The sequence below is a fragment of the Ectothiorhodospira sp. PHS-1 genome (assembly GCF_000225005.1).
Lineage (GTDB): Bacteria > Pseudomonadota > Gammaproteobacteria > Ectothiorhodospirales > Ectothiorhodospiraceae > Ectothiorhodospira.
This window is the reverse complement of record NZ_AGBG01000003.1, coordinates 72856-98219: the sequence shown is the minus strand read 5'-3', so window position 1 is coordinate 98219 and position 25364 is coordinate 72856. Positions and strand designations below refer to the sequence as shown.

Sequence of the window (25364 nt, the reverse complement as noted above, 5' to 3'; positions counted from 1 at the left end):
GATACGACGCGGATACGACAAGGGGACCCGGGGGGTCCCCTTGTCGTATCAAGGAACTTCCGGCTTGATCAAGCCGCGCCGGTGATGCGCTTGAACTTGGCCATGAGTTCGTCCTGAGTCTCCTGGTTGTCCGGGTCCAGGGGAATGCAGTCCACCGGGCAGACCTCCACGCACTGGGGTGCATCAAAGTGGCCCACGCACTCGGTGCACAGCGCCGGGTCGATCACGTAGATCTCATCGCCCGGGGAAATCGCGCCGTTGGGGCACTCCGGCTCACACACGTCGCAGTTGATGCATTCATCGGTAATCATCAGGGCCATAATGCACTTTCCTCTTCAAACTCAATCACATATAGTTATATATGGCGTTCAGCGCTTGACCGCACAGTTTAGCGCAAGCGATCAATCAACGCAGCCTTGACGCTATCGGCAACGAAGTGTGAAACATCGCCGCCCAGCATGGCAACTTCCCGCACGAGACTTGAGGATATGAAGGCATATTCCTCCGCCGGCGTCAGGAACACGGTCTCCAGGTCCGGGGACAGGTGACGGTTCATGCTGGCCAGCTGGAATTCGTGCTCGAAATCGGACACGGCACGCAATCCCCGCAGCAGAACCCGCGAATCGTTGGCGGCGGCGAACTCCGCCAGCAGGCCGGAAAAGCCCTTCACTTCCACCTTGTCGCCCATGTCCGCCAGTACGGTGCGCGCCAGCGCCACCCGCTCATCCAGGGTAAAAACCGGCCGCTTGCTGGGATTGGCCGCCACCGCCACCAGCACCCTGTCGAACATCCGGCAGGCACGACGCACGATATCGGCATGGCCGTTGGTAATGGGATCGAAAGTCCCGGGATAGACGACAGTCACAATCATGGGTTGGGATTCCGGAATATTGACACGGGCGTTTCGGGGAGGGAGATGATAACAGGATGTTACGGCAATAGAAGTTTCCGATGTTATCCGCGACGGGACTCCCGGGCCTCGGCCACCCGTCGCCCCCGCGTCTCATCCAGCCTCAGGGCCACCAGCAGCGCCAGCCCGAACAACAGGGCGCAGAACAGGATCGACAGATGTAGCCCGAACAGGACCTGCAGAAACCCCAGCCCCAGCAGGCCGACAATGGCCGCCAGCTTGCCGGAGAGCCCCCAGAAACCGAAGAATTCCGCCGCCCGCGACCGGGGCGACAGCACCCCCACCAGGGCACGCCCCGCCGACTGGGTGGAACCCAGGCACAGTCCCGCCACACTCCCCACCACCAGGAAGACATACTGGGCTTCAAAGTCAAGAAAACGCCCCAGCCAGGGCGTGGCGAAGATCAGGGTCACGGCGACAACCCAAAGGCTCAGGGTAGCCACATAGGTGCGCCGGGCCCCCACCCGGTCCTGCAGAAACCCGAAGGCCAGCGCACCGGCCGCCGCCGTGAGCTGGACGGTGATGAACATCCAGACCCGGACCTTTTCATCCCACTGGATCACCTGGGCGCCATAGATGAAGGTAAAGGAAATGATGATGTAGATACCGGCCATGGCGAAGAATACCGACACCATGAGGATGGTGAGATCGCGGTAATGGGCGAGATCCCCGAGCGTCGCCCTCACCCGCCGAAAGCCGATACCCACGTACTGACGCAACCCCGGCAGACGCCTGGCCCGTCCCCGTTCCCGCAGCCACAGGAAGGTAGGAATGGCCGCCACCAGGAAGAACACGGCGGCAAATGGCCCCACCCAGCGGATACGCTCGAAGTTTTCCTCGCTGACCTCGCCCAGGGCCACCAGGGCGAAGGCGGTGGCCACCAGTCCGCCCACATAGCCCAGCGCCCAGCCAAACCCCGAGATCCAGCCCAACTCCTCGCGAGGCCCCAGCTCCGGCAGGAAACTGGCGATGAAGGATTCGCCGATGGCATAGGCAAAATTGGATACCACGATCAGCGCCATGCCCAGCCAGATGTAACCGGGCGCGACGAAATACAGCAGGGAGGTGGAGACCACGGTGAGCACATAACTGGCGAACAAAAAGCGCTTGCGGGCGGCGGAAAAGTCCATGATGGCCCCCGCCACCGGCCCGGACAGCACCACCAGCAGATAACTGACCGCCAGGGCGATACTCCACAGCAGGTTGCCGAGCCGGTAGTCCGAATGGGCATCCCCCACGATCACCCGGGTGAACAGGTCCCCGAAGATCACCGTGATGATCAGCAGGGTATAGGCCTGATTGGCGAAGTCGAACATCGCCCAGCCGAAGATTTCCTTGGATGAGGCCCGTTTCATGGGGTGAGGGGACCCTGGCGGACACAAGGCCCGGGAAGCCTGTCATATTAACGCATCAGCGCCTCGACCGCCTCGCCCCGACCTGAAACATTCCCCTGGTTGACCTGGCGGTTGCGGGGGCAGGATAATGAAATCGTGTCCACATTCACATCACCACGAGGCTTCTCCATGACCCGACACCCCCTGATCAGACGCCTGCTGACCCTGCTGTGCATCTTGTCGCTGCTGGCCGCCGTCACCAGCCCCCTTCATGCCGGCATGGTGGGAACCGATCGTCTGATCCAGACGGAACAGGGACTGGTGGACCGGGCGCAACTGCTCTCCAGCCTGGAAAGGGCGGATGTACAACAGCAACTGGCGCGCCTGGGAGTCAGCAATGAGGAAGCCGCCGAGCGCATCGCCCGCATGACCGACGAGGAGGTACGCCAGCTCAATGAGCGACTGGAGGAACTCCCGGCCGGGGCCGCCAGCGTCCTGGGCGTGGTGGTGCTCATTTTCATCGTCTTCATCATCACCGATGCCATCGGCGCCACGGACGTGTTCCCCTTCGTCCGCCCGGTGAATTGATTCCCGCCACCGGCCATCCGTGCCGGAGCCACGGGGGGGCTTGGGTGCTCCCCGTGGCCCTGCTGATTATCCTGACCGGCCTGCTGCTCTCGGGTTGTGCCACCCGGTTGCAGGCCCCCGCCCTGCTCGGCGATCCACCCGGCGACCTGCCCCGGCAGGTGGAGCTGGAAGATACCCCGTTTCATCCCCAGGATCTCTATCAGTGCGGTCCCGCCGCCCTGGCCACGGTGCTTAATGTCCAGGGCATCGAGATCACGCCGCAAGCGCTGGTGAGCGAGGTCTATCTGCCCGCACGCCAGGGCAGCCTGCAGACTGAGATGCTGGCGGCCACTCGGGCCAGGGAGCTGGTGGCATGGCCGCTACCGCCCCGCATGGAGGCCCTGCTACGGGAGCTGGCGGCCGGGCATCCGGTAGTGGTGTTTCAGAATCTGGGACTGAACCTGGCGCCCTACTGGCACTATGCCGTGGTCATCGGTTACGACCTGGACGAGGGCATCGTGATACTGCGCTCGGGCACCATCGAACGCCATGTGAATACCCTGCGCCGCTTCGAGCGCACCTGGCGCCGCGCCGGATACTGGGCCTTTCTGGCTCAGCCACCGGATCAGCTTCCCGCCACCGCCACGCCACTGAGTTGGCTGCGGGCCGCGAATGACCTGGAGCGTACCGGCCGACTGGAAGCCGCCGCCGGGGCCTATCTCACCGCCACCCGGGCCTGGCCCGAACATCCGGTGGGCTGGATCGGCTTGGGCAATGCCCGCTATGCCCAGGAGGATCTGGAGGGCGCGGAACGGGCCCTGAGGGCGCTTGTCACCCGCGATCCAACCTCCCACGCGGGCTGGAACAACCTGGCCCACGTGCTGCATGCCCTCGGTTGCGGGCCGGCGGCCCAGGAGGCCGCGGCATGCGCCCTGCGACTGGCACCCGGTGAGCCACTCTACCGGCGGACCCGGGACACGGTGGCACGGCCCCACCCCGCGCCCTCCGGGGAATGCGCTCCGTCACCGGCCACGGACCTTCACTGCCCACACTGACCGCCCCCCCACAAGGCTCAGGCGGCAACCCCGGCCCCGTACCAGAGCACGGCAAAGTAGTGGCAGACCGTCCCGGCCACCACGAACAGATGCCAGATGAAATGCCCGTAGGGCAGACGATGGTCCAGGGCATAGAACACCACACCGCCGGTATAGGCCAGGCCGCCGGCCACCAGCCAGATCAGCCCCGCCGGCGCCATCAACTGGTAGAGCGGCACGATGGCGATCAGCACCAGCCAGCCCATGAGCAGGTACAGCCCGGTGGACAGGATGGGATGGGACAGGCCATTGAGGGACTTGAGAAACACCCCCAGGGCCGCCAACCCCCACACCAGACCGAACAGGGTCCAGCCCCAGGGACCACTGAGCACACCCAGGGTGAAGGGTGTGTAGGTCCCGGCAATCAGCAGATAGATGGCCGAGTGGTCCAGGATCTTGAACACCCGCTTGCCCTGCCCATGGGGCAAGGCGTGATAGAGGGTGGAGGCCAGATACAACAATACCATGGTGGCGGAAAAGATGCTGACGCCGACAATAAATCCCGGGCTGCCGATGCGCACCGCTTCCATCAGCAGAAACGGCATGCCCACCAAAGCCGCCGCCAGGGCCACCCCGTGGCTGATACTGTTGGCGATCTCCTCGCCCAGAGACTGATGGCGGTCACGGCCCGCCACTGCACACGCTGTACTGGTCATGACAACGATACCCCGTGTCTTGATGGTTGCAGAGCTATTCTTTTAGCAGGAAATCGACAATCTTTCGATCAAACGAATCTCATTTCAGACCATCAGATCCGTGGAGGTTCGCAATCACCGGTCCGGATCACTATCATGCTAGCCCATCCGGACAGGGATTCCCCCATGTCCTCATACCCGTCACCCAGAGGAGTTCCGATGTCTGCCTTGATCTGCGGTTCCTATGCATTTGATACCATCATGGTCTTCTCCGACCGGTTCAAGAACCACATTCTTCCGGACAAGGTGCACATGATCAACGTCTCCTTCCTGGTACCGGACATGCGTCGGGAGTTCGGCGGCTGCGCGGGCAACATTGCCTACAATCTCAAACTGCTGGGGGGTGATCCCCTGCCCATGGCGACGGTGGGCGCGGATTTCGAGCCCTACGCCCAGTGGATGGATGAATGCGACATCTCCCGCCGGCACATCCGCATGATTCCCGAACACTTTACCGGCCAGGCCTTCATCACCACCGACCAGGACGACAATCAGATCACCGCCTTTCACCCCGGCGCCATGAATGACGCTCACCTCAACAAGGTCAGCGACGCTGAGGGCGTCACCCTGGGTATCGTCTCTCCCGACGGCCGGGACGGCATGATCCAGCATGCGGAACAGTTTGCCGAAGCCGGCATTCCCTTCATTTTCGATCCGGGCCAGGGCATGCCCATGTTCGACGGGGTGGACCTGCGTCGGTTCGTCAAACAGGCTACCTACGTGACCCTGAACGACTACGAGGCCCAGCTGATGAGTGAGCGCACCGGCTGGAACCCCGAGGAACTGGCGGCCCAGGTGGAGGCCCTGATCATCACCAAGGGCGGGGAAGGCTCGGTGATCTACACCGGCGGCAAGACCCTGCGCATCCCGGCCGCGCCCATCGCCCGGATCAAGGATCCCACCGGGTGTGGCGATGCCTACCGGGCCGGCCTGCTGTGGGGATTGATGAATGGCCTGGACTGGGAAACCACGGGTCGGGTAGCGGCGGTGATGGGCGCCATCAAGATCGAACACACCGGACCGCAGAACCATCGTCCGAGCCTTGAAGACATCAAGGCCCGGTTCAAGGACGCCTTCGGACGGGAGATGTGACGCCGCCAGGCGGACGCCGACCTCAACCCAGCTGCAGGATGGCCGTCGCCACGGAAAAATAGACCAGTATCCCCCCCACGTCCGCGATGGACGTGATCAGGGGGGCGCTGGCGGTGGCCGGATCCAGCTTCAGGCGGGTCAGGATCACCGGCAGCAACATCCCGATCATGCTGCCGAAGATCACCACCAGCACCATGGCCACGGCCACCGCCAGCCCCACGTCCGGCCCGCCCAGCCAGATCCCGGCGCCCCAGACGGCAAGTCCCAGGGTCACCCCAAGGGCAACGGACACCAACAGCTCCTTGCCCCATAGCCCGAGCCAGTCACGCAACTGAACATCCCCCGTGGCCAGGGCTCGGACCATCAGGGTGGAGGCCTGGGAGCCCGCGTTGCCGCCGGTGGCGATCACCAGGGGCAGGAAGAAGACCAATGCCACCACGGCCTCGATGGCGGTCTCGAATACCGCGATGGCCGCCCCGCTGAACAGGTTCACGAACACCAGGATCACCAGCCACCCGACCCGCTTGCGGTAGAGCAGACTCATGGCCGCATCCTTGAGGCCGGGAGCGATGGTGCCCACGCTGCCCATGCGCAGGAAGTCCTCGGTGGTCTCCTCCTCCACCACGTCCAGGGCATCGTCCACGGTGATGATTCCCACCAGGACCTCCCGCTCATCCACCACCGGCAACACCTCCAGGTCATAGTGACGAATCAGGCGGGCGGCTTCTTCCTGGTCGGCCCGGGTCTGCACCCGGACCACCGCCTCCTTGAGCAGGCTGTCCACCCGGCGGCGGGGAGGTCCGAACAGCAGATCCTTGAGCTTGATCGCCCCCAGCAAGTGACCGTCCGCCTCGGTGACGAAGACCACGTTCACGGTCTCGCCCTGGGAGAAATGATCACGCAGGTAGGCCAGTGCCGCCTCCAGGGTCCAGTCCGGACGCACGGCCACGAAACCGGGCGTCATCAGGCGGCCCGCGCTGTCGGGCGGATAATTCAGCAAGCCCTTGACCACCCGCCGCCGCGGCTTGGGCAACAGGGCCATGAGACGGGCGGACTCCGACTCCGGCAGACGCTCCAGCAGTTCCGCCACGTCGTCGTAGGACGAAGCCGTCAGCAGACGGGCATTTTCATCATCACTCAGCTCGGCCAGGATGCGGGCCTGTTGTTCCAGGCTCAGATAGGAAAACACATGAGCCATGCGATCCCTGGGCAGCAGCCGGATCAACGGCACCCAGTCCTCGGCGGGCAAGGCCTGGCTCAGTGCCGCCACGTCCTGGTTCTGCAGGGAGGCCAGCATCGTCTTCAGGCTCTCCCAGTCGCGTCGACGCATTTGCTCGAAAAAAGGCGCGTGCTTGAGTGAATCGGTCATTGTCCATGGAGTCCCAGCAAGGTGGCCGCCAGGCCGAAATAGATCATGATGCCCGCCACGTCGGCGATGGACGTCACCAGCGGCGTACTGGCCGTGGCCGGATCCAGGCGCAGGCGGGCCAGGAGCAAGGGCAGGATCATGCCCACCAGACTTCCCACCAGCACCACCAGCATCATCGCCACCGACACCAGCACGGCAATCTCCATGCCGCCCCGCCATAGCCCCAGACCGGACACGGCCAGGGCCATGGTCGCCCCCAGGGCGGTGGCCACTCCCAGTTCCTTGCCCCAGAGACGCAACCAGTCCCGGGGTTGCACCTCGCCCGTAGCCAGGGCACGGACCATCAAGGTGGCGGACTGTGCCCCGGCGTTGCCGCCGCTGTCGATGATCAGGGGCAGGAAGAACACCAGCACCACCAGAGCCTCGATGGCCTCCTCGTAGCCGGCGATGACGAAACCACCGATGATGTTCACCGCCACCAGGATCAGCAACCAGCCCACCCGCTTGCGGTACAAAAGCCAGGGATGGGCCTGGCGCAGGCTCAGGTGCAGGCTCCCCACGGCCCCCATCTTCTGGAAGTCCTCGGTGCTCTCCTCCTGCTCCACGTCCAGCACGTCGTCGACGGTGATGATACCCAGCAGTTCACGGTCCCGGCCCACCACCGGCAGGGCCGGGAGGTCGTAGTGACGCATCATCCGCAAGGCCTCTTCCTGGGGCGCATGGGCGTCGATGGACACCACGCGGCCGGTCATGAGTTCCGATACCGGGACATCCACCCGTGACTTGAGGAAATGCTTGAGGGCCAGCACGCCCAGCAATCCGCCCTCCTCATCGGTGACGTAGACCAGGTTGACCGTCTCGCCGCGACCCGCCTGCACCCGGAGATGATCCAGGGCACGGGCCATGCTCCAGTCAGGACGCACGCTCACCACGGCTGTGGTCATGAGCCGACCGCAACTGTCCTCCGGATACCCCAACAGGGTCAGGGCACGACGAATGGAACGGAACGGCAGCAGGCGCAGCAGTTGCCGGACCTCATCCTTGGGCAGGTCCTCCAGCAGGGCGGTGAGGTCATCCGGCAGCATCTCGGACAACAGATGACGCCCCTCGTCCACGGAGACCTGGCGGATGAGCTGAAGCTGGTGATGGGGGTCCAGGTAGGCAAAGACATCCGCCCGCCGCCCCGGGGGCAGCAAGCGGAACACATCACGACGGACCTCGCCGTCCAGGGTCATCAGGGCCTGGGCGATGTCCTGTATGCGCATCTCGTCCAGCCAGCCACGCACCGCGGACAGATCCCCCTGGGAGAGGTATTCGTTCAGTTCATCCAGATCGTAGATATGAGTCAATTCCATGCCTTGGCCCGGTTGGAACATGCAGTCGGAAAAAACACCGGCGATTCACACAACCGCGGTCAGGCCTGATGGCGACGATGCTGCTCGCACATCAGGGACACGCCACGACGACGGCCCTCCGGCAGGGACCGGACGATGGTTTCAGTCAGGGGGGCAGGTCCCTGGGCGCACAGGCGCGCCAGGGTGGCATCGGGAAGTCCCAGGGTCAGGCGGCGGATGGAGCGGTCATCCATGGTCTGGAGTACCCGGATCTGGGACTGACCGGCCAGCTTGAGAAAGCTCAGCCGGGCACTGCCGAAATCGCCATGGCGACAGGCACGGGTCACCGCCTCGGCCACTGGGTTGGCATCGGGGGCGCGGCGGGCCGGGGATTCCAGGGTTTTGAGGGCCAGGCTCATCAGCCTGCTCATGTTCTTGATGATCCGGGTCATGACTCTCTCCTTGGCTGCCGCGGCGGCAGACCGATCAGAATACGCTGGGACACGGCCTCGAGGGCCGATGCAGCATGGGGAGAGACCGGGATGACCGAGAAACAGGCAGATCCGGGGCCATCGATACCCGGAGACGGCAGACATTCACCCCGCACGGGGACGCCATGGCGCCCATGACAACACACTTTCGGGATGATGCGATACCGGTTTCCCTGATCCGACCGACGCGATGCGGTCCATCAGGGAGCCCGGGCGCGGTGGATTACCGCTGGAAGGGCCGGCCCCGACGGACGCAGTCACATGCCGGTCCGCGGCCGCTCACGGCCTCACCACGCATGCACCTACAACAACTGTCCATCGACAATTAAGCCTCTGTTGCCTGACACGTGTTTTCGCGCTCGGCGAAAACGGAACAATGATAACGCCTGGAACACATCAGGGAAACCCCGCTCGTCGGGGTGACGGGTCGGTTCAGCCGGTGCGCAGGGCCTGCAGCAGTGCCTCCATGTCCTCCGGGAGGCAGGCTTCCCAGCGCCGGGAACCAGACCCGTCAGGGTGTTCCAGGGTGAGGCGGGTGGCGTGCAGCGCCTGACGCCGAAACCCCCGCAGGATTGCCATGGCCTCATCGGACAGACCGGCCGGGAACCGCGGGCGTCCGCCATAGACCGGATCCCCCACCAGGGGGTGATGCAGATGGGCCATGTGGACCCGGATCTGATGGGTGCGTCCGGTTTCCAGGTTGACCCTGAGCAGGGTATGGTTGGTGAAGCGTTCCTCCACCCGGTAATGGGTGATGGCCTCCCGCCCCCCCGTCACCACCGCCATGCGCTTGCGGTCCACCGGATGGCGGCCGATGGGAGCCTCGACGGTGCCGCCGGACACCAGGGCGCCCTGTACCAGGGCCAGATACTCCCGACCCACGGTGCGGGCCTGGAGCTGGCGCACCAGATCCGTATGGGATGCCAGGGTGCGGGCCACCACCAGCAACCCGGAGGTCTCCTTGTCCAGGCGATGCACGATGCCGGCACGGGGCAGATGCGCCAGTTCCGGGGCATGATGCAACAAGGCATTGACCAGCGTCCCCTGGGGATGCCCCGCGGCGGGATGCACGACCAGACCGGCAGGCTTGTTGATCACCAGCAGGTGATCATCCTCGTGCACCAGGTCCAGCGGCAAATCCTCGGCCACATCCCGGCCTGGGTCATCCAGTGACACCCGTATCAGGACCGACTCTCCCCCGCAGGTCTTCTGACGCAGACGCGGGCGTTCCCCGGCCACCTCCACCGCACCCTCGTCGATCCACTGCTGGATACGGCTACGGGAATAGTCCGGGAACATCTGGGCCAGCACGGCGTCAAGACGCCTACCGGCCAGTTCGGGCGGGATTTCCCCCGCAAGTTTGATGGTTCTGGTCATATGCCGGGGGCCGTCGGTTATACTCAATGCTTCAATTATCTTCCGTCTTAGCGCCCAATGACAGCTCTTCGCCCAGCCTTGACCCTCCTGCTCATCGCCGTCCTGGCCTCCGGCTGCGCCGGCATGCGCCAGGATCCCACCCGGGACTGGTCCGCCAGCCAGCTCTACGAAGAGGCCAAGGCGGCCCTGGACCGGGGGAATTTCGATCAGGCCGTGGAGTACTACGAGATCCTGGAAGCCCGCTTCCCCTTCGGCCGTCACGCCCAGCAGGGCCAGCTGGAGGTCGCCTACGCCTATTACAAGGCCCAGGAGCCGGAAATGGCGCTGGCGGCCGTGGACCGCTTCATCCAGATGAATCCCCGGCATCCTCATGTGGACTATGCCTACTATCTGCGCGGCCTGATCAACTATGAGCGGGATCAGAGCTTCCTCAATCGTTGGATTCCGCAGGATCAGGCACGACGTGATCCGGTCCCCCTGCGCAACGCCTTCGATGATTTCGGCACCCTGGTGCGTACGTTCCCCGACAGCCGCTACGCCGAAGACTCGCGTCAGCGCATGGTTCATCTGCGAAACCGGCTGGCCGCCCATGAGATGCATGTGGCGGACTTCTACATGCGCCGGGGCGCCTGGCTGGCGGCGGCCCAGCGGGGCCGCTACGTACTGGAACATTATGAAGGCGCCGAAGTGGTGCCCGATGCCCTGGAGGTCATGGTGAAGGCCTATCGGCGGCTGCGGCTCGACGATCTGGCCGGAGACGCACTGCGGGTGCTGGAACTGAATTTTCCGGAGCGGGCCGAACGACTGAGGCAGGGCGCCTGATTCCGGGACGACGATCCATACACGACACAGGGGGAGGTTGAGGATGTGGGATTTCTTTCAGACCGTCAGACACCGGCATTCCATCCGTCGCTACCAGGCCGACATGCCGGTGGAACCGGAAAAGCTGCACGCGATCCTTGAAACCGCGGTGACCGCTCCTTCGGCGGGCGACCTGCAATCCTACCGCATCATCTGCGTGAAGGATGCGACCCTGCGGACCGGGCTGGCGGAAGCAGCCCACGGACAGCAGTTCATCGCCGAAGCTCCTGTTTGCCTGGTCTTCTGCAGCGACGCGGAACGCTCGGCCGAACAGTACGGCGAACGGGGCCGGGACCTGTTCTCCATTCAGGACGCGACCATCGTGGCCGCCTATGCCCAGCTGGCGGTGGTGGCGGCGGGAATGGGCTCAACCTGGGTGGGCATGTTCGATGAACAGGCCGTGGCCGACACATTGTCACTGGAGCAGGGCCTGCGGCCGCTGGCCCTGCTCTGCGTGGGCTATCCGGCAGAACTGCCGGAGTCCTCCCATCGACGGCGCCTGGACGAAGTGGTGACGTACCGCTAGTCCGGCATCGGCAGGGCGGCAAGGCCGTGGAGAGTGCCGCCCTCCCCCGTCAGGTTCAGCCCCGACGGCGGATCTTACAGGGCGTCGCTGTTTTCCTCGCCGGTGCGGATGCGGATGGCCCGCTCCATGTCGGTGACGAAGATCTTGCCGTCCCCGATCTTGCCGGTTCTGGCCGCCTTCAGAATGGCTTCCACGCAAGCATCCACCAGGCTGTCATCCACACCGATCTCCAGCTTCACCTTGGGGATGAAATCGACCACGTATTCGGCTCCCCGGTACAGCTCGGTATGCCCCTTCTGCCGGCCGAAACCCTTGACCTCGGTGGCGGTCAATCCCGTCACGCCGATCTCCATCAGCGCCTCGCGGACGTCCTCCAGTTTGAACGGCTTGATGATGGCTTCAATCTTTTTCATGGTTTGCAATTACCTGCAGAGGTGGGAAGAAGGTGCCACGGGATCGCCCTAGCTGAGCAATCGGCCATAGCTGGAGGTAATGGGATAGCGCCGGTCCTTGCCGAAGGCACGGCGGGTCACCCGGACCCCGGGCGGGGCCTGGCGGCGCTTGTATTCGCTGCGCAGCACCAGGCCCATCACCCGGCGCACGGTGGCCGGCTCGAATCCCGCGGAAACGATATCGGTAAAGGACTGATCCTGTTCCACGAAGCGCTCCAGGATTCCGTCCAGGATCTCGTAGGGGGGCAGGCTGTCCTCGTCCCGCTGATCGGGAGCCAGTTCCGCCGAAGGCGGACGTTCGATCACCCGCTCGGGGATGGCCGGCCCCAGGGTGTTACGATACCGGGCCAGGCGATAGACCCAGAGCTTGGAGACATCCTTGAGCGGGGCAAAGCCACCGGCCATGTCCCCGTAGAGGGTGGCATAGCCCACCGCCATCTCGCTCTTGTTACCGGTGGTCAACAGCATGCGACCGGTCTTGTTGGAGATGGCCATCAGGAGGGTACCTCGACAGCGGGCCTGGATGTTCTCCTCGGTGGTGTCTGCGGGCAGACCGGCCAGGACCTCCGCCAGGCCGTTCATGAAGGCCTCGACCATGGGCGCGATCGGAATCTCCCGGTAGGACACCCCCAGAGTCCGTGCCTGGGCGGCGGCATCCTCCCGGCTCATCCCGGCGGTATAGTGATAGGGCATCATCACCGCCTCCACCCGTTCCGCCCCCAGGGCATCCACGGCGATGCACAGGGTGATCGCGGAGTCGATGCCTCCGGACAAGCCCAGCAGGGCGCCGCTGAAACCGTTCTTGTTGACGTAATCCCGCACCCCCAGCACCAGGGCCTGGTACAGGCTCTCCTCGGGGGATGGCGGGGGCGCAAGGATGCCGCCGCTGAAACTGATGTCACGACGATCGAAATGCACCTCCAGGGTATGAATCCCCTCTTTCCAGGCGGGCGCGCTCAGTTTCAATGCACCGTCCCGGTCCACGGCCAGGGAATGACCATCGAAGACCAGTTCATCCTGGCCGCCCACCAGGTTCAGGTAGACCACCGGCAGACCGCTCTCATGAACCCGCTCGCGCAGGACCGCCAATCGTTCCTCGTGTTTGGACAGGTGGAAGGGCGAGGCATTGAGACTGAGCAGCAGCCGGGCACCGGCGGACTGGGCCCGGCGGGCCGGCTCTGAGACCCAGATGTCCTCGCACAGGGCCAGGGCCACCGGCAGGCCCTTGACCTCCACCACGCAGGGCCCCTCGCCGGGATGGAAATAGCGCTTTTCGTCGAACACGCTGTAATTGGGCAGGACCTGCTTGTGATAACGGGCCAGCACCTTGCCGTCACGCAGATATGCGGCGCTGTTATGGAGGGATCCCGATTCCCTCAGGGGCAGGCCGACCACCACATCGATCCCGGACACCTCCCGGGCAATGCGCTTGAGGGCCTCCTCGGAGCGTTGCAGCAAAGTGCCCCGCATCAGAAGGTCCTCGGGCGGATAACCGGTCAGGGTCAGCTCGGGAAACAGCACCAGATCGGCGCCATGGCAGTCCCTGGCCTCGCGGGCCGCGGCCACCACCCGCTCGGCATTACCTTCCACGTCGCCCACCAGAAGGTTGATTTGCGCCAGGGCGATCTTGAGGATGTCTGTCATGGTCCGAATATTCAAAAACAGGTGACAACAGGAGACCACCACCCCGTCGGGGTGGTGGTCCGTGAACATGGAAACCCTTGGCCGTCAGCCCATCAGGGTCTTGAGCCGCCCCCCCATCTCCGCGGGCGAACGCACCACGGCGACACCGGCCGCCTCCAGGGCAGCGAATTTCTGATCCGCGGTCCCCTGACCACCGGAGATGATCGCCCCGGCATGCCCCATGCGGCGTCCCGGCGGCGCGGTGACACCGGCGATATAGGCCACCACCGGCTTGGTCACGTGATCGCGGATGAAGGCCGCGGCCTCCTCCTCGGCACTACCGCCGATCTCGCCCACCATGATGATGCCCTCGGTCTGCGCGTCCTCCTGGAACAGGCGCAGACAGTCGACGAAATTCATCCCATGGATGGGATCGCCACCGATACCCACACAGGTGCTCTGCCCCAGGCCCGCGTCGGTGGTCTGCTTGACCGCCTCGTAGGTGAGGGTCCCGGAACGGGAGACGATACCCACCTTGCCGGGCAGATGAATATGCCCCGGCATGATGCCGATCTTGCAGGCCCCGGGGGTGATGACACCCGGGCAGTTGGGACCGATGAGCCGGGAACGGCTGCCGGTAAGGGCGGCCTTCACCTTAAGCATGTCCAGCACGGGAATCCCCTCGGTGATACAGACGATGACCTCGATCCCGGCATCCGCAGCCTCCAGGATGGCATCGGCGGCAAAGGCGGCCGGGACATAGATCATGGTGGCATTGGCCCCGGTATCGCGGACCGCGTCATGCACGGTGTCGAACACCGGCAGCCCCAGATGCCGCTGTCCGCCCTTGCCCGGGGTGACGCCGCCCACCATCCGCGTGCCGTAGGCCATGGCCTGTTCGGTGTGGAAAGTACCCTGCTTGCCGGTGAACCCCTGGCAGATGACCCGAGTATGCTTGTCGATGAGAATGCTCATGAAGAATCCGTGTCAGCTTCGTCTGTCTGAATCCGGCATGCCGGCCCGCTCGTCCCCTGCCCGTCAGGCGGCCTTGGCCGCGGCCTTCACCACCTTGAGGGCACCATCGGTCAAACTTTCGGCAGCGATGATGTTGAGATCACTCTGCGCCAGCAGGGCCCGGCCCTGCTCCACGTTGGTGCCTTCCAGGCGTACCACCACGGGCACGCCCACATGGACTTCCTTGACCGCCGCGATGATGCCCTCGGCGATCAGGTCACAGCGGACGATGCCGCCGAAGATGTTCACGAACACGGCCTTGACCGAGTCGTCGGAGAGGATGAGCTTGAAGGCCTCGGTCACCCGGGCCGCGGTGGTGCCGCCGCCCACGTCCAGGAAGTTGGCCGGCTCACCGCCGTGGAGCTTGATCAGGTCCATGGTGGCCATGGCCAGTCCCGCGCCGTTGACCATGCAACCGATGTTGCCGTCCAGGCGAACATAATTGAGTTCATGCTCCCTGGCCCTGGCCTCGCGGGCATCTTCCTGGCTGGCGTCCCGCAACGCCGCCAGGGCGGGGTGCCGGTAGAGGGCGTTGTCGTCCAGGTTGATCTTGCCGTCCAGGGCCACCAGGCCGCCCTCTCCGGTGACCACCAGCGGGTTGATCTCGATCAGGCTGGCATCGGCTTCGATGAACAGGGTATAGAGCCGGGTGAGCAGCGCCACGAACTCATTGACCTGCCGGCCTTCCAGGCCCAGGGCGAAGGCGACGCGACGCCCCTGATAAGGCATGATGCCCGCGACCGGATCCACGAACAGGGTCAGCAGCTTCTCCGGGGTGCTGGCGGCCACCTCCTCGATGTCCATGCCGCCCGCCGCCGAGGCCATGATGGCGACACGGCGGGTGGCCCGGTCCACCAGCAGGCCCAGGTAGAGCTCACGCTGGATGTCGGTGAGGGATTCGATCAGCAGGGTGTTCACGGGAAGTCCGGCAGGACCGGTCTGATGGGTGACCAGGGTGGTGCCCAGCAGATCCTTGGCCGCGGCCTTGAGTGCATCACGTCCCCGGACCAGCCTGACGCCACCGGCCTTGCCGCGACCACCGGCATGCACCTGGGCCTTGACGACCCAGGCATCGCCTCCCAGGGTATTCATGGCACCATCCAGGCCGTCGAGCCCCTCGATGGAGACACCGGACGGCACCGGAATCCGATAATCGCGAAAGAGGCCCTTGGCCTGGAATTCATGAAGGTTCATAGTTTCACAGTATCAAAGGTATGGATGGAGACGGCGGGTGCCCCGGCGGACATGACGCCTCGGGGCTGACGGACTCACCGCCGACACACGTTCTGTAGTACCTTCTCATACACCACTCAAAATCGAATCACCACGCCATGCAAATCCTGTTCTTGATCGCATCCATCGTTCTGCTCTTCATGGTGGTCCGGCTCATGTTCAAGACACCGGACGTCCCCCGCCCCGAGCACCCCGCCAAGCTCCGGCAAAAGACCTCCGGCAAGATGCTGCGCTGTCATTACTGCGGCCTGCACATTCCCGAGGAGGAAAGTCTGTGGGAAGGCGGAAAACCCTTCTGTTCCGAGTCTCACCGGGATCTGGCCCTGTCGCAAGAGTCTACACGAGAATGAGCCGCGTTGTGGTGTGAGACCGGACGTCCACGCAGAATGCGGGCAGCATGTCTTTTCTCCTGTCGGACCGGATGATGCCGGAGCACGGCGTCGTCGGGAGCGCCGCCGGCGATGTCTGGCGTGCGCTGCGACTCTTCAGTCTTTATCGCTTCTTCGTGGCGGGGATGCTCACGGCCCTGGAGGTCTTCGGCACCGGCCCCCAGGCGCTCGGCAGTTCCCATCCCCGCCTGTTTTTGCTGTTCGCCTTCACCTATCTGCTGCTGAGCCTGGGGTTCGGCATTGCCGCACGGTTACGGCGACTTCCGGCATCCTTGCAGATCTACCTGCAGGCGGCCACGGACATCAGCCTCATCACCCTGCTCACCTACACCAGCGGAGGCGTCACCAGCGGCCTGGGCATGCTGGCAATCCCGGCCATTGCCGGCCTGGGACTGCTGGCGCCCGGGCGCCCCGCCCTGTTCTTTGCCGCGCTGGCCTCCATCGCCCTGCTGCTGGCGCAGATCCACGGCTACTGGTTTGAACCCGGCCGCGATTCCGCCCTCACCCAGACCGGCCTGCTGGGAGCCGGCCTGTTCGCCACTGCCCTGCTGGCCCTGGTACTGGCCCGCAGAGCCATGGAAAGCGAGGACCTGGCACAGCGCCGCAGCGTGGACCTGGCCAACATGGCCGAACTCAATGCCCACATCATCGATCGCATGCAATCGGGCGTGATCGTGGTCAATGATGACCGGCACGTTTACCTGATCAATGAGTCCGCCTGGCTGCTGCTGGGCAACCCGATGACTGCCGATACCAGCGACCTGAGCCGCCTGGCGCCGGAACTTTACGGTGCCCTGCAGGAGTGGCTGCGACATCCCGCCGGCGCCGGTCACCGGACCCTCCCGGCCAACGGGCACAGCCCCGAACTGCGGGTACGATTCACCCGCCTGGGGGTGGACAAGCCCATCGGCACCGTCATCCTGCTGGAAGACACCGCAGAACTGCGCAGACAGATGCAGTCCATCAAGCTCGCATCCCTGGGACGTCTCACTGCCAGCATCGCCCACGAGATCCGCAACCCCCTGGGCGCCATCAGTCATGCCGCCCAGCTGCTCGGGGAATCCGATGAACTCAATCGGGCGGACCGCCGTCTGGTGGGCATCATCCAGGACCAGAGCCGCCGGATGAACCAGGTCATTCAGAACGTGCTGGACCTGTCCCGGCGTCAGGCTCCCCGGATCGAGGTCCTGGCCCTGCGACCGTGGCTGGAACGCTTCGCCGACGAATTCTGCCGGCACCACAACCTGAAACGCGCACAACTGGAGCTGTCCATTCGGCCCGAGGACGCCCGGGCCTGCTTTGATGCGGAGCAACTGCATCAGGTGGTCTGGAACCTGTGCATCAATGCACTGCGCTATGGCACCCGGGCCGGACAGCCCGCGCGCATCCTGATCCAGGGCGGCACCCGGGACGTGAGTCGCCACGCCACCCTGGACATCATCGACCAGGGCCGCGGCGTGAACCCGTCAATTGCCCGACGACTCTTCGAGCCCTTCGTCAGCACCGGCAATGAAGGCACCGGACTCGGCCTGTACATCTCCCGCGAGCTGTGCGAAAACAATGGCGGCACGCTCGACTACATCCCGCTACCCACCGGCGGAAGTTGCTTTCGCATTCAATTTCCACCCTCTGAAACCACCGGCCCCGTCATGGCTGGCCAGCGCTCCCGACAGGCATGAGCATCCAGAACGTACTGATCATTGACGATGAGCCGGATATCCGGGAACTCCTGGAGATCACCCTCGGCCGCATGCAGCTCCATACCCGCTCCGCCGGAACCGTCAGGGAGGCAAAACGGCTGCTCGGCAACGAACCCTTTGATCTGTGCCTGACGGACATGCGCTTGCCGGATGGTGATGGCATCGAGCTGGTGGAGCACATTCAGGCCTACTATCCGGAGCTGCCGGTAGCTGTCATCACGGCCCATGGCAGCATGGATTCCGCCGTTCAGGCCCTCAAGTCGGGGGCCTTTGACTTTGTCTCCAAGCCCGTGGATCTGAACATCCTCAGGGATCTGGTGGGCAGCGCCCTGAAACTGGGCAAGCCCGGCGACGGTGAAGGCAACGATGCGGCCTCGACCAGACACCAGCCACCCAGGGAGGAGCATCTCCTGGGCGATGCACCGGCCATGCGTCAGCTCAAGATCACCATCCTCAAACTGGCCAGAAGCCAGGCACCGGTCTACATCCTGGGGGAATCCGGCAGCGGCAAGGAAAGGGTGGCCAGGGAGATTCACCACCAGGGTCCCCGGGTGGATCGGCCTTTCGTGCCAGTGAACTGCGGCGCCATCCCCGCGGAACTCATGGAAAGCGAGTTCTTCGGTCACCTCAAGGGCAGCTTCACCGGGGCGGTGGCCGACAAGCAGGGCCTGTTCCAGGCAGCCCAGGGGGGTACCCTCTTTCTCGACGAGGTGGCTGAACTGCCCCTGCACATGCAGGTGAAGCTGTTGCGCGCCATTCAGGAACGGGCCATCAAACCCATCGGCGCCGCCCACGAGATCGCCCTGGACGTGCGCATTCTCTCTGCCTCCCACAAGGATCTGAGCCGGGAGGTGCAGGCGGGGCGGTTCCGCCAGGATCTGTTCTATCGCCTGAATGTGATCGAGTTGCGCGTCCCTCCCCTGCGGGAGCGCCGGGAAGACCTCCCGCATCTGGCGGCACACATCCTCTCCAAACTGGCACAGCGCTGGCAGGAACCACCCAGGCGGCTCAGCCCGGATGCCATGCAGGGACTGATGACCTACGACTACCCGGGCAACGTCAGGGAACTGGAAAACATCCTGGAGCGAGCGGCAACCCTCTGCGACAGCGACATCATCCAGGTGGAGGATCTGCAACTGCCCGGCGTCGGGACGCCGCCGGCCCCGCTGGCCGCAGAATCTCTCAAACCCCTGGAACAGCAACTGGAACAGCAGGAAAGACAGGTCCTGCTGGCCGCCCTGGAACAGGCGGGAGGTCATGGCACGACCGCGGCCGGACTGCTGGGACTGACGGCCAGGCAACTGCGTTACCGGCTCAAGAAGCTCGGACTGCCCCCCTGAAAGCCCATTTTCACGGATGGCTGGGAGGGCGCCACCGAACCAGGCCTTCCAACCCGTTCCGGCCCGCAATCGCTGAAAGTCCTTGTTGACTTGATTACGACAGCTACTAACATGCGGTAAGAAGGCCCAGCCCAAACCCAGAGTCCCCATGTCCACACCTGCCGCCTCCATTCCATTGAGCGGGCTTGCCCGGCGCCTGGTTCAAGACGGATTGCTCAGTGAAGCCGACGCCAACAAGGCACTGGATCAGTCCCGTAAGAAACGGGTACCCCTGGTGGCCTACCTGGTGACGGAAAAGATCGTGGAGGCCCTCAGCCTGGCGCAGGCGGCGGCCGAAGAGTTCGGTACCCCCCTGTTCGATCTGGACGCCCTCGACAAGGAATACCTACCCACCAAACTGGTGGACGAGAAGCTGATCCGCCAGCATCAGGCCCTGCCCATCTTCCGGCGGGGTAACCGGCTGTTCGTGGGCATGTCCGATCCCATGAACATCAGCGCCCTGGATGAAATCAAGTTCAACACCGGCATCCCCACCGAACCAGTGCTGGTGGAACACAACAAGTTGTCCAAGCTGATCGAGGACAGCCTCAACGACGCCTCCTCGATGATGGAAGGCCTCATGGACGATGATCTGGACAACCTGGAGATGGCGGACACCGAAGACCGTGGCCCGGAGGTCTCCGAGAGCGAAGTGGACGACACGCCGGTGGTCCGTTTCGTCAACAAGGTGCTGCTGGATGCCATCAACCGCAAGGCCTCGGACATCCACTTCGAACCCTATGAAAAAGACTTCCGGGTGCGATTCCGCCTGGACGGCGTGCTCGACGAGGTGGCGCACCCACCGGTGAACCTGGCCCCCCGGATCATCGCCCGCATCAAGGTAATGTCCCGCATGGACATCTCCGAACGACGCGTGCCGCAGGATGGACGCATCAAGATGCAGCTCTCCAAGAATCGGGCCATCGACTTTCGTGTCAACACCTGCCCCACCCTGTATGGAGAAAAGGTGGTGCTGCGAATACTGGACCCCACCAGCGCCTTCCTGGGCATCGACGCCCTGGGCTACGAGGAGCACCAGAAGGCACTCTATCTCAACGCCCTGAGCAAGCCCTACGGCATGATCCTGGTCACCGGCCCCACCGGCTCGGGCAAGACCGTCTCGCTCTATACCGGCCTGGGCATCCTCAACACCCCGGACCGGAACATCTCCACGGCCGAGGACCCCGCCGAAATCAACATGCCGGGCATCAATCAGGTCAACGTGAACCCCAAGGTGGGGCTGACCTTTGCCGCCGCCCTGAGGGCATTCCTGCGACAGGATCCGGACATCATCATGGTGGGTGAGATCCGTGACCTGGAAACCGCCGAAATCGCCATCAAGGCGGCCCAGACCGGTCACCTGGTGCTATCCACCCTGCACACCAACGACGCACCCCAGACCCTCACCCGCCTGGCCAACATGGGCGTGCCGTCCTACAACATCGCCTCATCCATCCTGCTCATCATCGCCCAGCGTCTGGCCCGACGCCTGTGCAACCATTGCAAGGCGCCCGAAGACGTTCCCAAGGAAGTGCTGCTGGAGGAAGGATTCACCGAAGACGAGGTGAACCAGGGCTTCAAGATCTTCAGGCCGGTCGGGTGTGACCAGTGCACCAACGGCTACAAGGGCCGGGTGGGCATCTACCAGGTGCTGCCCATTTCCGAAGCCATGCAGCGCCTCATCCTTGATGGCGGCAACTCGATGCAACTGGCGGAGCAGGCCAGGGCGGAAGGCGTCGACGACCTCCGACGGGCCGGTCTGCTCAAGGTCAAGGCCGGTGTCACCAGCCTTGAAGAAGTCAACCGTGTGACCAAGGACTAAACCATGGCCGAGACAATGACGGTGTTCGTCTGGGAAGGGGTGGACAAGAAGGGCGTCCGGATCAAGGGCGAGACCACCGCCGCCAACGAAAATCTGGCCAAGGCGGAGCTGCGGCGCCAGGGCATCAACCCGCTCAAGGTGCGCAAGAAACCCAAACCCCTGTTTGGTGGCAAGAAGAAAATCACCCCCAAGGACATCGCCATCTTCCTGCGCCAGATGTCCACCATGATGAGCGCCGGCGTGCCCCTGGCACAGTCCTTCGAGATCGTCGGCCGGGGCCACGAAAACCCCTCCATGCAGGAACTGATCCTCCGGATCAAGGCAGACGTGGAAGGGGGGCCACCTTTGCCAGCGCCCTGGCCAGGCATCCGGCCTACTTCGACGACCTGGTCATCAATCTGGTGGGGGCCGGTGAACAGTCCGGGGCCCTGGAAACCCTGCTGGATCGCATTGCCACCTACAAGGAAAAGACCGAATCCCTCAAGGCCAAGATCAAGAAGGCCATGTTCTATCCCGCCGCCGTGATCGTGGTGGCCTTCATCGTCACCGCCATCCTGCTCATCTTCGTGGTTCCCCAGTTTCAGGATCTGTTCCAGGGCTTTGGTGCGGACCTGCCCGTCTTCACCCAGTTCGTCATCGGCATCTCCGAGTTCTTCCAGAGCTACTGGTGGGCCATCTTCGGCGGTATCGGCGTCGCGGTATTCGGTTTTACCCAGGCCAAGCAGCGTTCCGCCGCCTTCCGCCGTCAGCTCGACCTGCTCTCCCTGCGCATCCCGGTGGTGGGCGAACTACTGCGCAAGGCCGCCATCGCCCGCTTTGCCCGGACCCTGTCCACCATGTTCTCCGCCGGCGTCCCCCTGGTGGAAGCGATGGAGTCGGTGGCCGGCGCGACGGGCAACGCCCTTTTTTCCGAAGCGACCCTGCGCATGCGCGACGAAACCGCGGCCGGCACCCAGCTCCAGCAGGCCATGCGGAATTCCGCGGTATTTCCCAACATGGTGGTGCAGATGGTGGCCATCGGGGAAGAATCCGGTTCCCTGGACGAAATGCTGGGCAAGGTCGCCGATTTCTATGAAGAGGAAGTGGACAACATGGTCGACGGCCTCTCCAGCCTCATGGAACCCATGATCATGGCTTTCCTGGGCATCGTCGTCGGCGGTCTGGTCATTGCCATGTATCTTCCCATCTTCCAGCTTGGAGCCGTGGTGTGATCGATCTTCTCGCCGCAAGCCCCACCCTGCTGCTCACCCTCACCGGGGTCTTCAGTCTCATGGTGGGCAGCTTTCTCAATGTGGTCATCCATCGCCTGCCGATGATGATGGAACGCCAGTGGCAAAGCGAGGCCAGGGCATGGCTGCAGTCACGGGGGGGCAACTTGAATCATGCCGAAGAGGTTCAGGGGCCCTATAACCTGGTGGTCCCCCGGTCCGCCTGCCCCGCCTGCGGCCACCGCATCACGGCCCTGGAGAACATCCCGCTCATCAGCTACCTCTTCCTCCGGGGCAAGTGTGCCTCGTGCGGCGCCAGAATCTCTCCCCAGTACCCCCTGGTGGAGGCGGCCACGGCCCTGCTGTCCATGGCCGTGGTCTGGCACTTCGGTGTCACCTGGGTGGCCGCGGCGGCTCTGCTGCTGACCTGGGCCCTGATTGTCCTGACCGTGATCGATCTGCGCACCACCCTGTTGCCGGATGTCATCACCCTGCCCCTGCTGTGGCTGGGACTGGTACTGAACCTGGGGGGACTGTTCACCGATGCCACCAGCAGCCTGTTGGGAGCCGTCTTCGGTTACCTGAGCCTGTGGCTTGTCTACCATGCCTTCCGATTGCTTACCGGCAAGGAAGGCATGGGCTACGGTGACTTCAAGCTCTTCGCTACCCTGGGTGCCTGGCTGGGCTGGCAGATGCTCCCCTTGATCATCCTGTTGTCCTCCCTGGTGGGCGCCGTGGTGGGTCTGGTGCTCATCGCCGCGCTGGGGCGTGATCGCAATCTGCCCATTCCCTTCGGTCCCTATCTGGCTGCCGCGGGCTGGATTGCCCTGCTCTGGGGCGACACCCTCGTACAGACCTACCTCGGCATGCTCGGCTGACCCATGCTCACCATTGGACTGACGGGAGGGATCGGCAGCGGCAAGAGCACCGTGGCGCGCCTGTTCGAGGAGAGAGGTATCACGGTCATTGATTCGGATATCATTGCCCGGCGGGTAGTGACGCCCGGCTCACCCGGGCTGGCTGCATTGGTGGAAGCCTTCGGTCCCGCCATTCTGAAGCCGGACGGGAGCCTGGACCGGGCTACCCTGCGCGATCAGGTATTCCGGAACAGCCAAACCCGTCACAGACTGGAAAGGCTGCTCCACCCTATGATCTGGGCAGCCATGGATCAAGAAAAAACACAGGTCGGGACGCCCTACTGCATGCTGGTCATACCCTTGCTGGTGGAATCGGGGGCCTGCAACCGGGTCGATCGCGTACTCCTGGTGGACTGCTCCGTATCCAGTCAGCTGGAACGTGCCGGACGACGTGACGGCGCATCCCCAGGTCAGATCCAGGCCATCCTGGATGTCCAGGCCACCCGGGAGCAGCGCCTCGCGGCAGCCGACGATGTCATCGACAACGAGGGATTCGCGGATGCTCTGCCTGCACAGGTGGAAGCGCTGCACCAGCAATACCTCCGGATGGCAGTCGCACACTGATGCCGGATACCGAAGTCGCCGGTCTCATCCTACCAAGGTGGTAACATGTTCGTTCATTTCGGCCGCAGATCGGAAAACAATGAATACGTGGTTCACACCCCTCCGGCAGCCGCTGCAGTGAAGGGTTCCATCGTCTACGAACAACCCCTGCATGAGCGCATGCGCCTGTTCATGCGCCTTGAAGTGCTGATGCAACGTTTTGACCATAGCCTTCAGCATGACTCGGGGCCGGATACACACGGCAGTCTGCTCACCCTGATCGAGATGATGAATCTCACCAATCGGGTGGACGTAAAACGTGAATTGATCAAGGAACTCGAACGACAGATCACCAACCTGAACCGGTTGAGCACCGAACCCGGCGTGGACCAACGCCGACTGAACACGGTGATCGACAAACATCGCCGACTCATAGACGGTATCCATGCCCTCAGCGGACAGCTGGACCAGCAAGTCAAGGGCAACGATTTCTTCAACGGCATCCGCCAGCGAACCGCCATTCCCGGCGGCACCTGTGACTTTGACCTGCCGGCCTATCACTACTGGCTGGCTCGTCCCGCCGGGGAACGGCGACAGCTGCTGCTGGACTGGGCACAGCCCTTTGCAGACATCCAGGAGGCCGTCAGCGTGATCCTGCAGCTGATCCGTAACGCCGGCGCGCCCCGCACCATGACGGCAGGTCGGGGCTTTTACGAACAGAACCTGGATACCAGCCAACCCTGGCAGATGATCCGCATCACCCTGCCCCTCAACGCCCCCTGTTATCCCGAGATCAGCGCCGGACGTCAGCGTTTCTCGGTGCGGTTCCTGCGTGCCGGTGACCTGAAGTCACGTTCGACCCAGTGCGACGAGGAAATCCCGTTCATGCTGAGCTGCTGCGCACTGTAGCCACCGGACATCCGGGGGCGGCGTGCTATTCCCGCCGCAGCTGCACGGGGACACGCAGTTCATGGATCTGATCCCCCAGACGGACACGCACCAGCGCCAGCCAGTCCATGCGTCCGGACATGCAGACCGGTAGCACGGATTCTGCCTCCCAGTTCCCCGCCGCCACCGACTGGAATTCAAACCGGTGCAGCCCCATGTCCATGCCGGGCATGATGTAGGACACCTCCAGAGGATCCAGGGAATCACTACCCTCCAGGTGCAGGACAAATCGCTCCAACGGTGGAATCCGCGCCGGTCCCCGGACCCGAATCGCCTCCCCGTCCACCATCATCAGGCAGCCCCGGTCGTCCAGCTCACAACCGGACGGGGCCTCGATGACCGACATTGCCGGATCTCCTGGCGCCAGCAGGGGCCGCAGCCAGTGTTCTCCGGCCAGGTATCCCAGGCCCAACATCACGGGAATCAGTAACCAACTCCACCAGCGCGCCATGCCTGTATCCTCGTCACAAAAGGATGATCGCCCCG

At 63.9% G+C, this 25364-nt stretch carries 25 protein-coding genes and 1 pseudogene; 13 read left to right on the top strand and 13 right to left on the bottom strand.

The features are described from left to right. Positions 1–68: 68 nt before the first annotated feature. The 3 genes from ECTPHS_RS02040 to ECTPHS_RS02030 all read right to left on the bottom strand — a co-directional run bounded on the left by ECTPHS_RS02040 (position 69) and on the right by ECTPHS_RS02030 (position 2265). The gene (locus tag ECTPHS_RS02040; RefSeq protein WP_008931013.1) at positions 69–320 is read right to left on the bottom strand and encodes a YfhL family 4Fe-4S dicluster ferredoxin; all 252 of its coding nucleotides are present in this window, start codon (positions 318–320) and stop codon (positions 69–71) included. A 68-nt stretch (positions 321–388) separates the two neighbouring features. Beyond that, positions 389–871, bottom strand: coding sequence for a pantetheine-phosphate adenylyltransferase (gene coaD / locus ECTPHS_RS02035; RefSeq protein ID WP_008931012.1), 483 nt, complete (start codon positions 869–871; stop codon positions 389–391). 83 nt (positions 872–954) lie between these two features. Continuing rightward, positions 955–2265, bottom strand: coding sequence for an MFS transporter (locus ECTPHS_RS02030; protein WP_008931011.1), 1311 nt, complete (start codon positions 2263–2265; stop codon positions 955–957). 168 nt (positions 2266–2433) lie between these two features. Between ECTPHS_RS02030 and ECTPHS_RS02025 the strand changes: the two genes are divergently transcribed. Beyond that, positions 2434–2832 carry a DUF6627 family protein gene (locus tag ECTPHS_RS02025; RefSeq protein WP_008931010.1) on the top strand — a complete coding sequence of 133 codons (399 nt, stop codon included), beginning with the start codon at positions 2434–2436 and terminating at the stop codon, positions 2830–2832. Between the two features lie 44 nt (positions 2833–2876). Then, positions 2877–3866, top strand: coding sequence for a PA2778 family cysteine peptidase (locus ECTPHS_RS02020; RefSeq protein ID WP_008931009.1), 990 nt, complete (start codon positions 2877–2879; stop codon positions 3864–3866). 17 nt (positions 3867–3883) lie between these two features. Here ECTPHS_RS02020 and ECTPHS_RS02015 read toward each other — a convergent pair whose 3' ends face one another. Beyond that, the gene (locus tag ECTPHS_RS02015) at positions 3884–4561 is read right to left on the bottom strand and encodes a hemolysin III family protein (RefSeq protein WP_040404808.1); all 678 of its coding nucleotides are present in this window, start codon (positions 4559–4561) and stop codon (positions 3884–3886) included. 198 nt (positions 4562–4759) lie between these two features. Between ECTPHS_RS02015 and ECTPHS_RS02010 the strand changes: the two genes are divergently transcribed. After that, on the top strand, positions 4760–5692 hold the full coding sequence (locus tag ECTPHS_RS02010) for a carbohydrate kinase family protein (protein WP_008931007.1): 933 nt from the start codon (positions 4760–4762) through the stop codon (positions 5690–5692). A gap of 22 nt (positions 5693–5714) precedes the next feature. Here ECTPHS_RS02010 and mgtE (ECTPHS_RS02005) read toward each other — a convergent pair whose 3' ends face one another. From mgtE (ECTPHS_RS02005) to rluD, 4 genes are all read right to left on the bottom strand, one after another. After that, positions 5715–7061, bottom strand: coding sequence for a magnesium transporter (gene mgtE, locus ECTPHS_RS02005; protein WP_008931006.1), 1347 nt, complete (start codon positions 7059–7061; stop codon positions 5715–5717). Then, the gene (mgtE, locus tag ECTPHS_RS02000) at positions 7058–8416 is read right to left on the bottom strand and encodes a magnesium transporter (protein ID WP_040404845.1); all 1359 of its coding nucleotides are present in this window, start codon (positions 8414–8416) and stop codon (positions 7058–7060) included. Before mgtE (ECTPHS_RS02000) ends, mgtE (ECTPHS_RS02005) begins: the two co-directional genes overlap by 4 nt. 59 nt (positions 8417–8475) lie before the next feature. Then, positions 8476–8847, bottom strand: coding sequence for a hypothetical protein (locus ECTPHS_RS01995; protein WP_008931004.1), 372 nt, complete (start codon positions 8845–8847; stop codon positions 8476–8478). Between the two features lie 471 nt (positions 8848–9318). Next, on the bottom strand, positions 9319–10263 hold the full coding sequence (rluD, locus tag ECTPHS_RS01990) for a 23S rRNA pseudouridine(1911/1915/1917) synthase RluD (protein WP_008931003.1): 945 nt from the start codon (positions 10261–10263) through the stop codon (positions 9319–9321). A 57-nt stretch (positions 10264–10320) separates the two neighbouring features. Here rluD and ECTPHS_RS01985 point away from each other — a divergent pair, with 57 nt between their 5' ends. Both ECTPHS_RS01985 and ECTPHS_RS01980 read left to right on the top strand, forming a co-directional pair. Next, the gene (locus ECTPHS_RS01985; protein ID WP_040404807.1) at positions 10321–11085 is read left to right on the top strand and encodes an outer membrane protein assembly factor BamD; all 765 of its coding nucleotides are present in this window, start codon (positions 10321–10323) and stop codon (positions 11083–11085) included. 43 nt (positions 11086–11128) lie between these two features. Further along, the gene (locus ECTPHS_RS01980; protein WP_008931001.1) at positions 11129–11650 is read left to right on the top strand and encodes a nitroreductase family protein; all 522 of its coding nucleotides are present in this window, start codon (positions 11129–11131) and stop codon (positions 11648–11650) included. Between the two features lie 74 nt (positions 11651–11724). On the opposite strand, the gene ECTPHS_RS01975 is transcribed toward ECTPHS_RS01980, so the two are convergent. The 4 genes from ECTPHS_RS01975 to sucC form a co-directional block, all read right to left on the bottom strand. Further along, positions 11725–12063: a P-II family nitrogen regulator gene (locus ECTPHS_RS01975; RefSeq protein ID WP_008931000.1), complete on the bottom strand. Its 339-nt coding sequence runs from the start codon at positions 12061–12063 to the stop codon at positions 11725–11727. 48 nt (positions 12064–12111) lie between these two features. Continuing rightward, positions 12112–13746 (bottom strand): NAD+ synthase, encoded by a 1635-nt coding sequence (locus tag ECTPHS_RS01970; RefSeq protein ID WP_040404841.1) that lies wholly within the window; start codon positions 13744–13746, stop codon positions 12112–12114. Between the two features lie 84 nt (positions 13747–13830). Then, a complete protein-coding gene (sucD, locus tag ECTPHS_RS01965; protein WP_008930998.1) occupies positions 13831–14700 on the bottom strand; it encodes a succinate--CoA ligase subunit alpha in 870 nt (289 codons plus the stop codon). A gap of 63 nt (positions 14701–14763) precedes the next feature. Continuing rightward, positions 14764–15933, bottom strand: coding sequence for an ADP-forming succinate--CoA ligase subunit beta (sucC, locus tag ECTPHS_RS01960; protein WP_008930997.1), 1170 nt, complete (start codon positions 15931–15933; stop codon positions 14764–14766). Between the two features lie 137 nt (positions 15934–16070). Between sucC and ECTPHS_RS01955 the strand changes: the two genes are divergently transcribed. From ECTPHS_RS01955 to zapD, 8 genes and pseudogenes are all read left to right on the top strand, one after another. After that, on the top strand, positions 16071–16322 hold the full coding sequence (locus ECTPHS_RS01955; RefSeq protein WP_008930996.1) for a PP0621 family protein: 252 nt from the start codon (positions 16071–16073) through the stop codon (positions 16320–16322). A gap of 47 nt (positions 16323–16369) precedes the next feature. Next, complete coding sequence (locus ECTPHS_RS01950; RefSeq protein ID WP_008930995.1) at positions 16370–18040, top strand: PAS domain-containing sensor histidine kinase; 1671 nt, start codon at positions 16370–16372, stop codon at positions 18038–18040. Beyond that, positions 18037–19401, top strand: a complete 1365-nt coding sequence (locus tag ECTPHS_RS01945; protein ID WP_008930994.1) for a sigma-54 dependent transcriptional regulator — start codon at positions 18037–18039, stop codon at positions 19399–19401. The genes ECTPHS_RS01950 and ECTPHS_RS01945 overlap by 4 nt, the downstream gene beginning before the upstream one ends. Before the next feature lie 148 nt (positions 19402–19549). After that, complete coding sequence (pilB, locus tag ECTPHS_RS01940) at positions 19550–21262, top strand: type IV-A pilus assembly ATPase PilB (RefSeq protein WP_040404805.1); 1713 nt, start codon at positions 19550–19552, stop codon at positions 21260–21262. A gap of 3 nt (positions 21263–21265) precedes the next feature. Beyond that, a pseudogene (locus tag ECTPHS_RS01935) lies at positions 21266–22473 on the top strand (type II secretion system F family protein). Positions 22474–22532: 59 nt separating this feature from the next. Next, positions 22533–23348 (top strand): A24 family peptidase, encoded by an 816-nt coding sequence (locus tag ECTPHS_RS01930; protein ID WP_141565234.1) that lies wholly within the window; start codon positions 22533–22535, stop codon positions 23346–23348. Positions 23349–23351: 3 nt separating this feature from the next. Beyond that, complete coding sequence (gene coaE, locus ECTPHS_RS01925) at positions 23352–23951, top strand: dephospho-CoA kinase (protein ID WP_008930991.1); 600 nt, start codon at positions 23352–23354, stop codon at positions 23949–23951. 45 nt (positions 23952–23996) lie between these two features. Beyond that, positions 23997–24839 carry a cell division protein ZapD gene (gene zapD / locus ECTPHS_RS01920; RefSeq protein ID WP_008930990.1) on the top strand — a complete coding sequence of 281 codons (843 nt, stop codon included), beginning with the start codon at positions 23997–23999 and terminating at the stop codon, positions 24837–24839. A gap of 25 nt (positions 24840–24864) precedes the next feature. Here the strand turns inward: zapD and ECTPHS_RS01915 are convergent, their stop codons facing one another. Further along, a complete protein-coding gene (locus tag ECTPHS_RS01915) occupies positions 24865–25329 on the bottom strand; it encodes a hypothetical protein (protein ID WP_141565228.1) in 465 nt (154 codons plus the stop codon). Between the last annotated feature and the right edge of the window lie 35 nt (positions 25330–25364).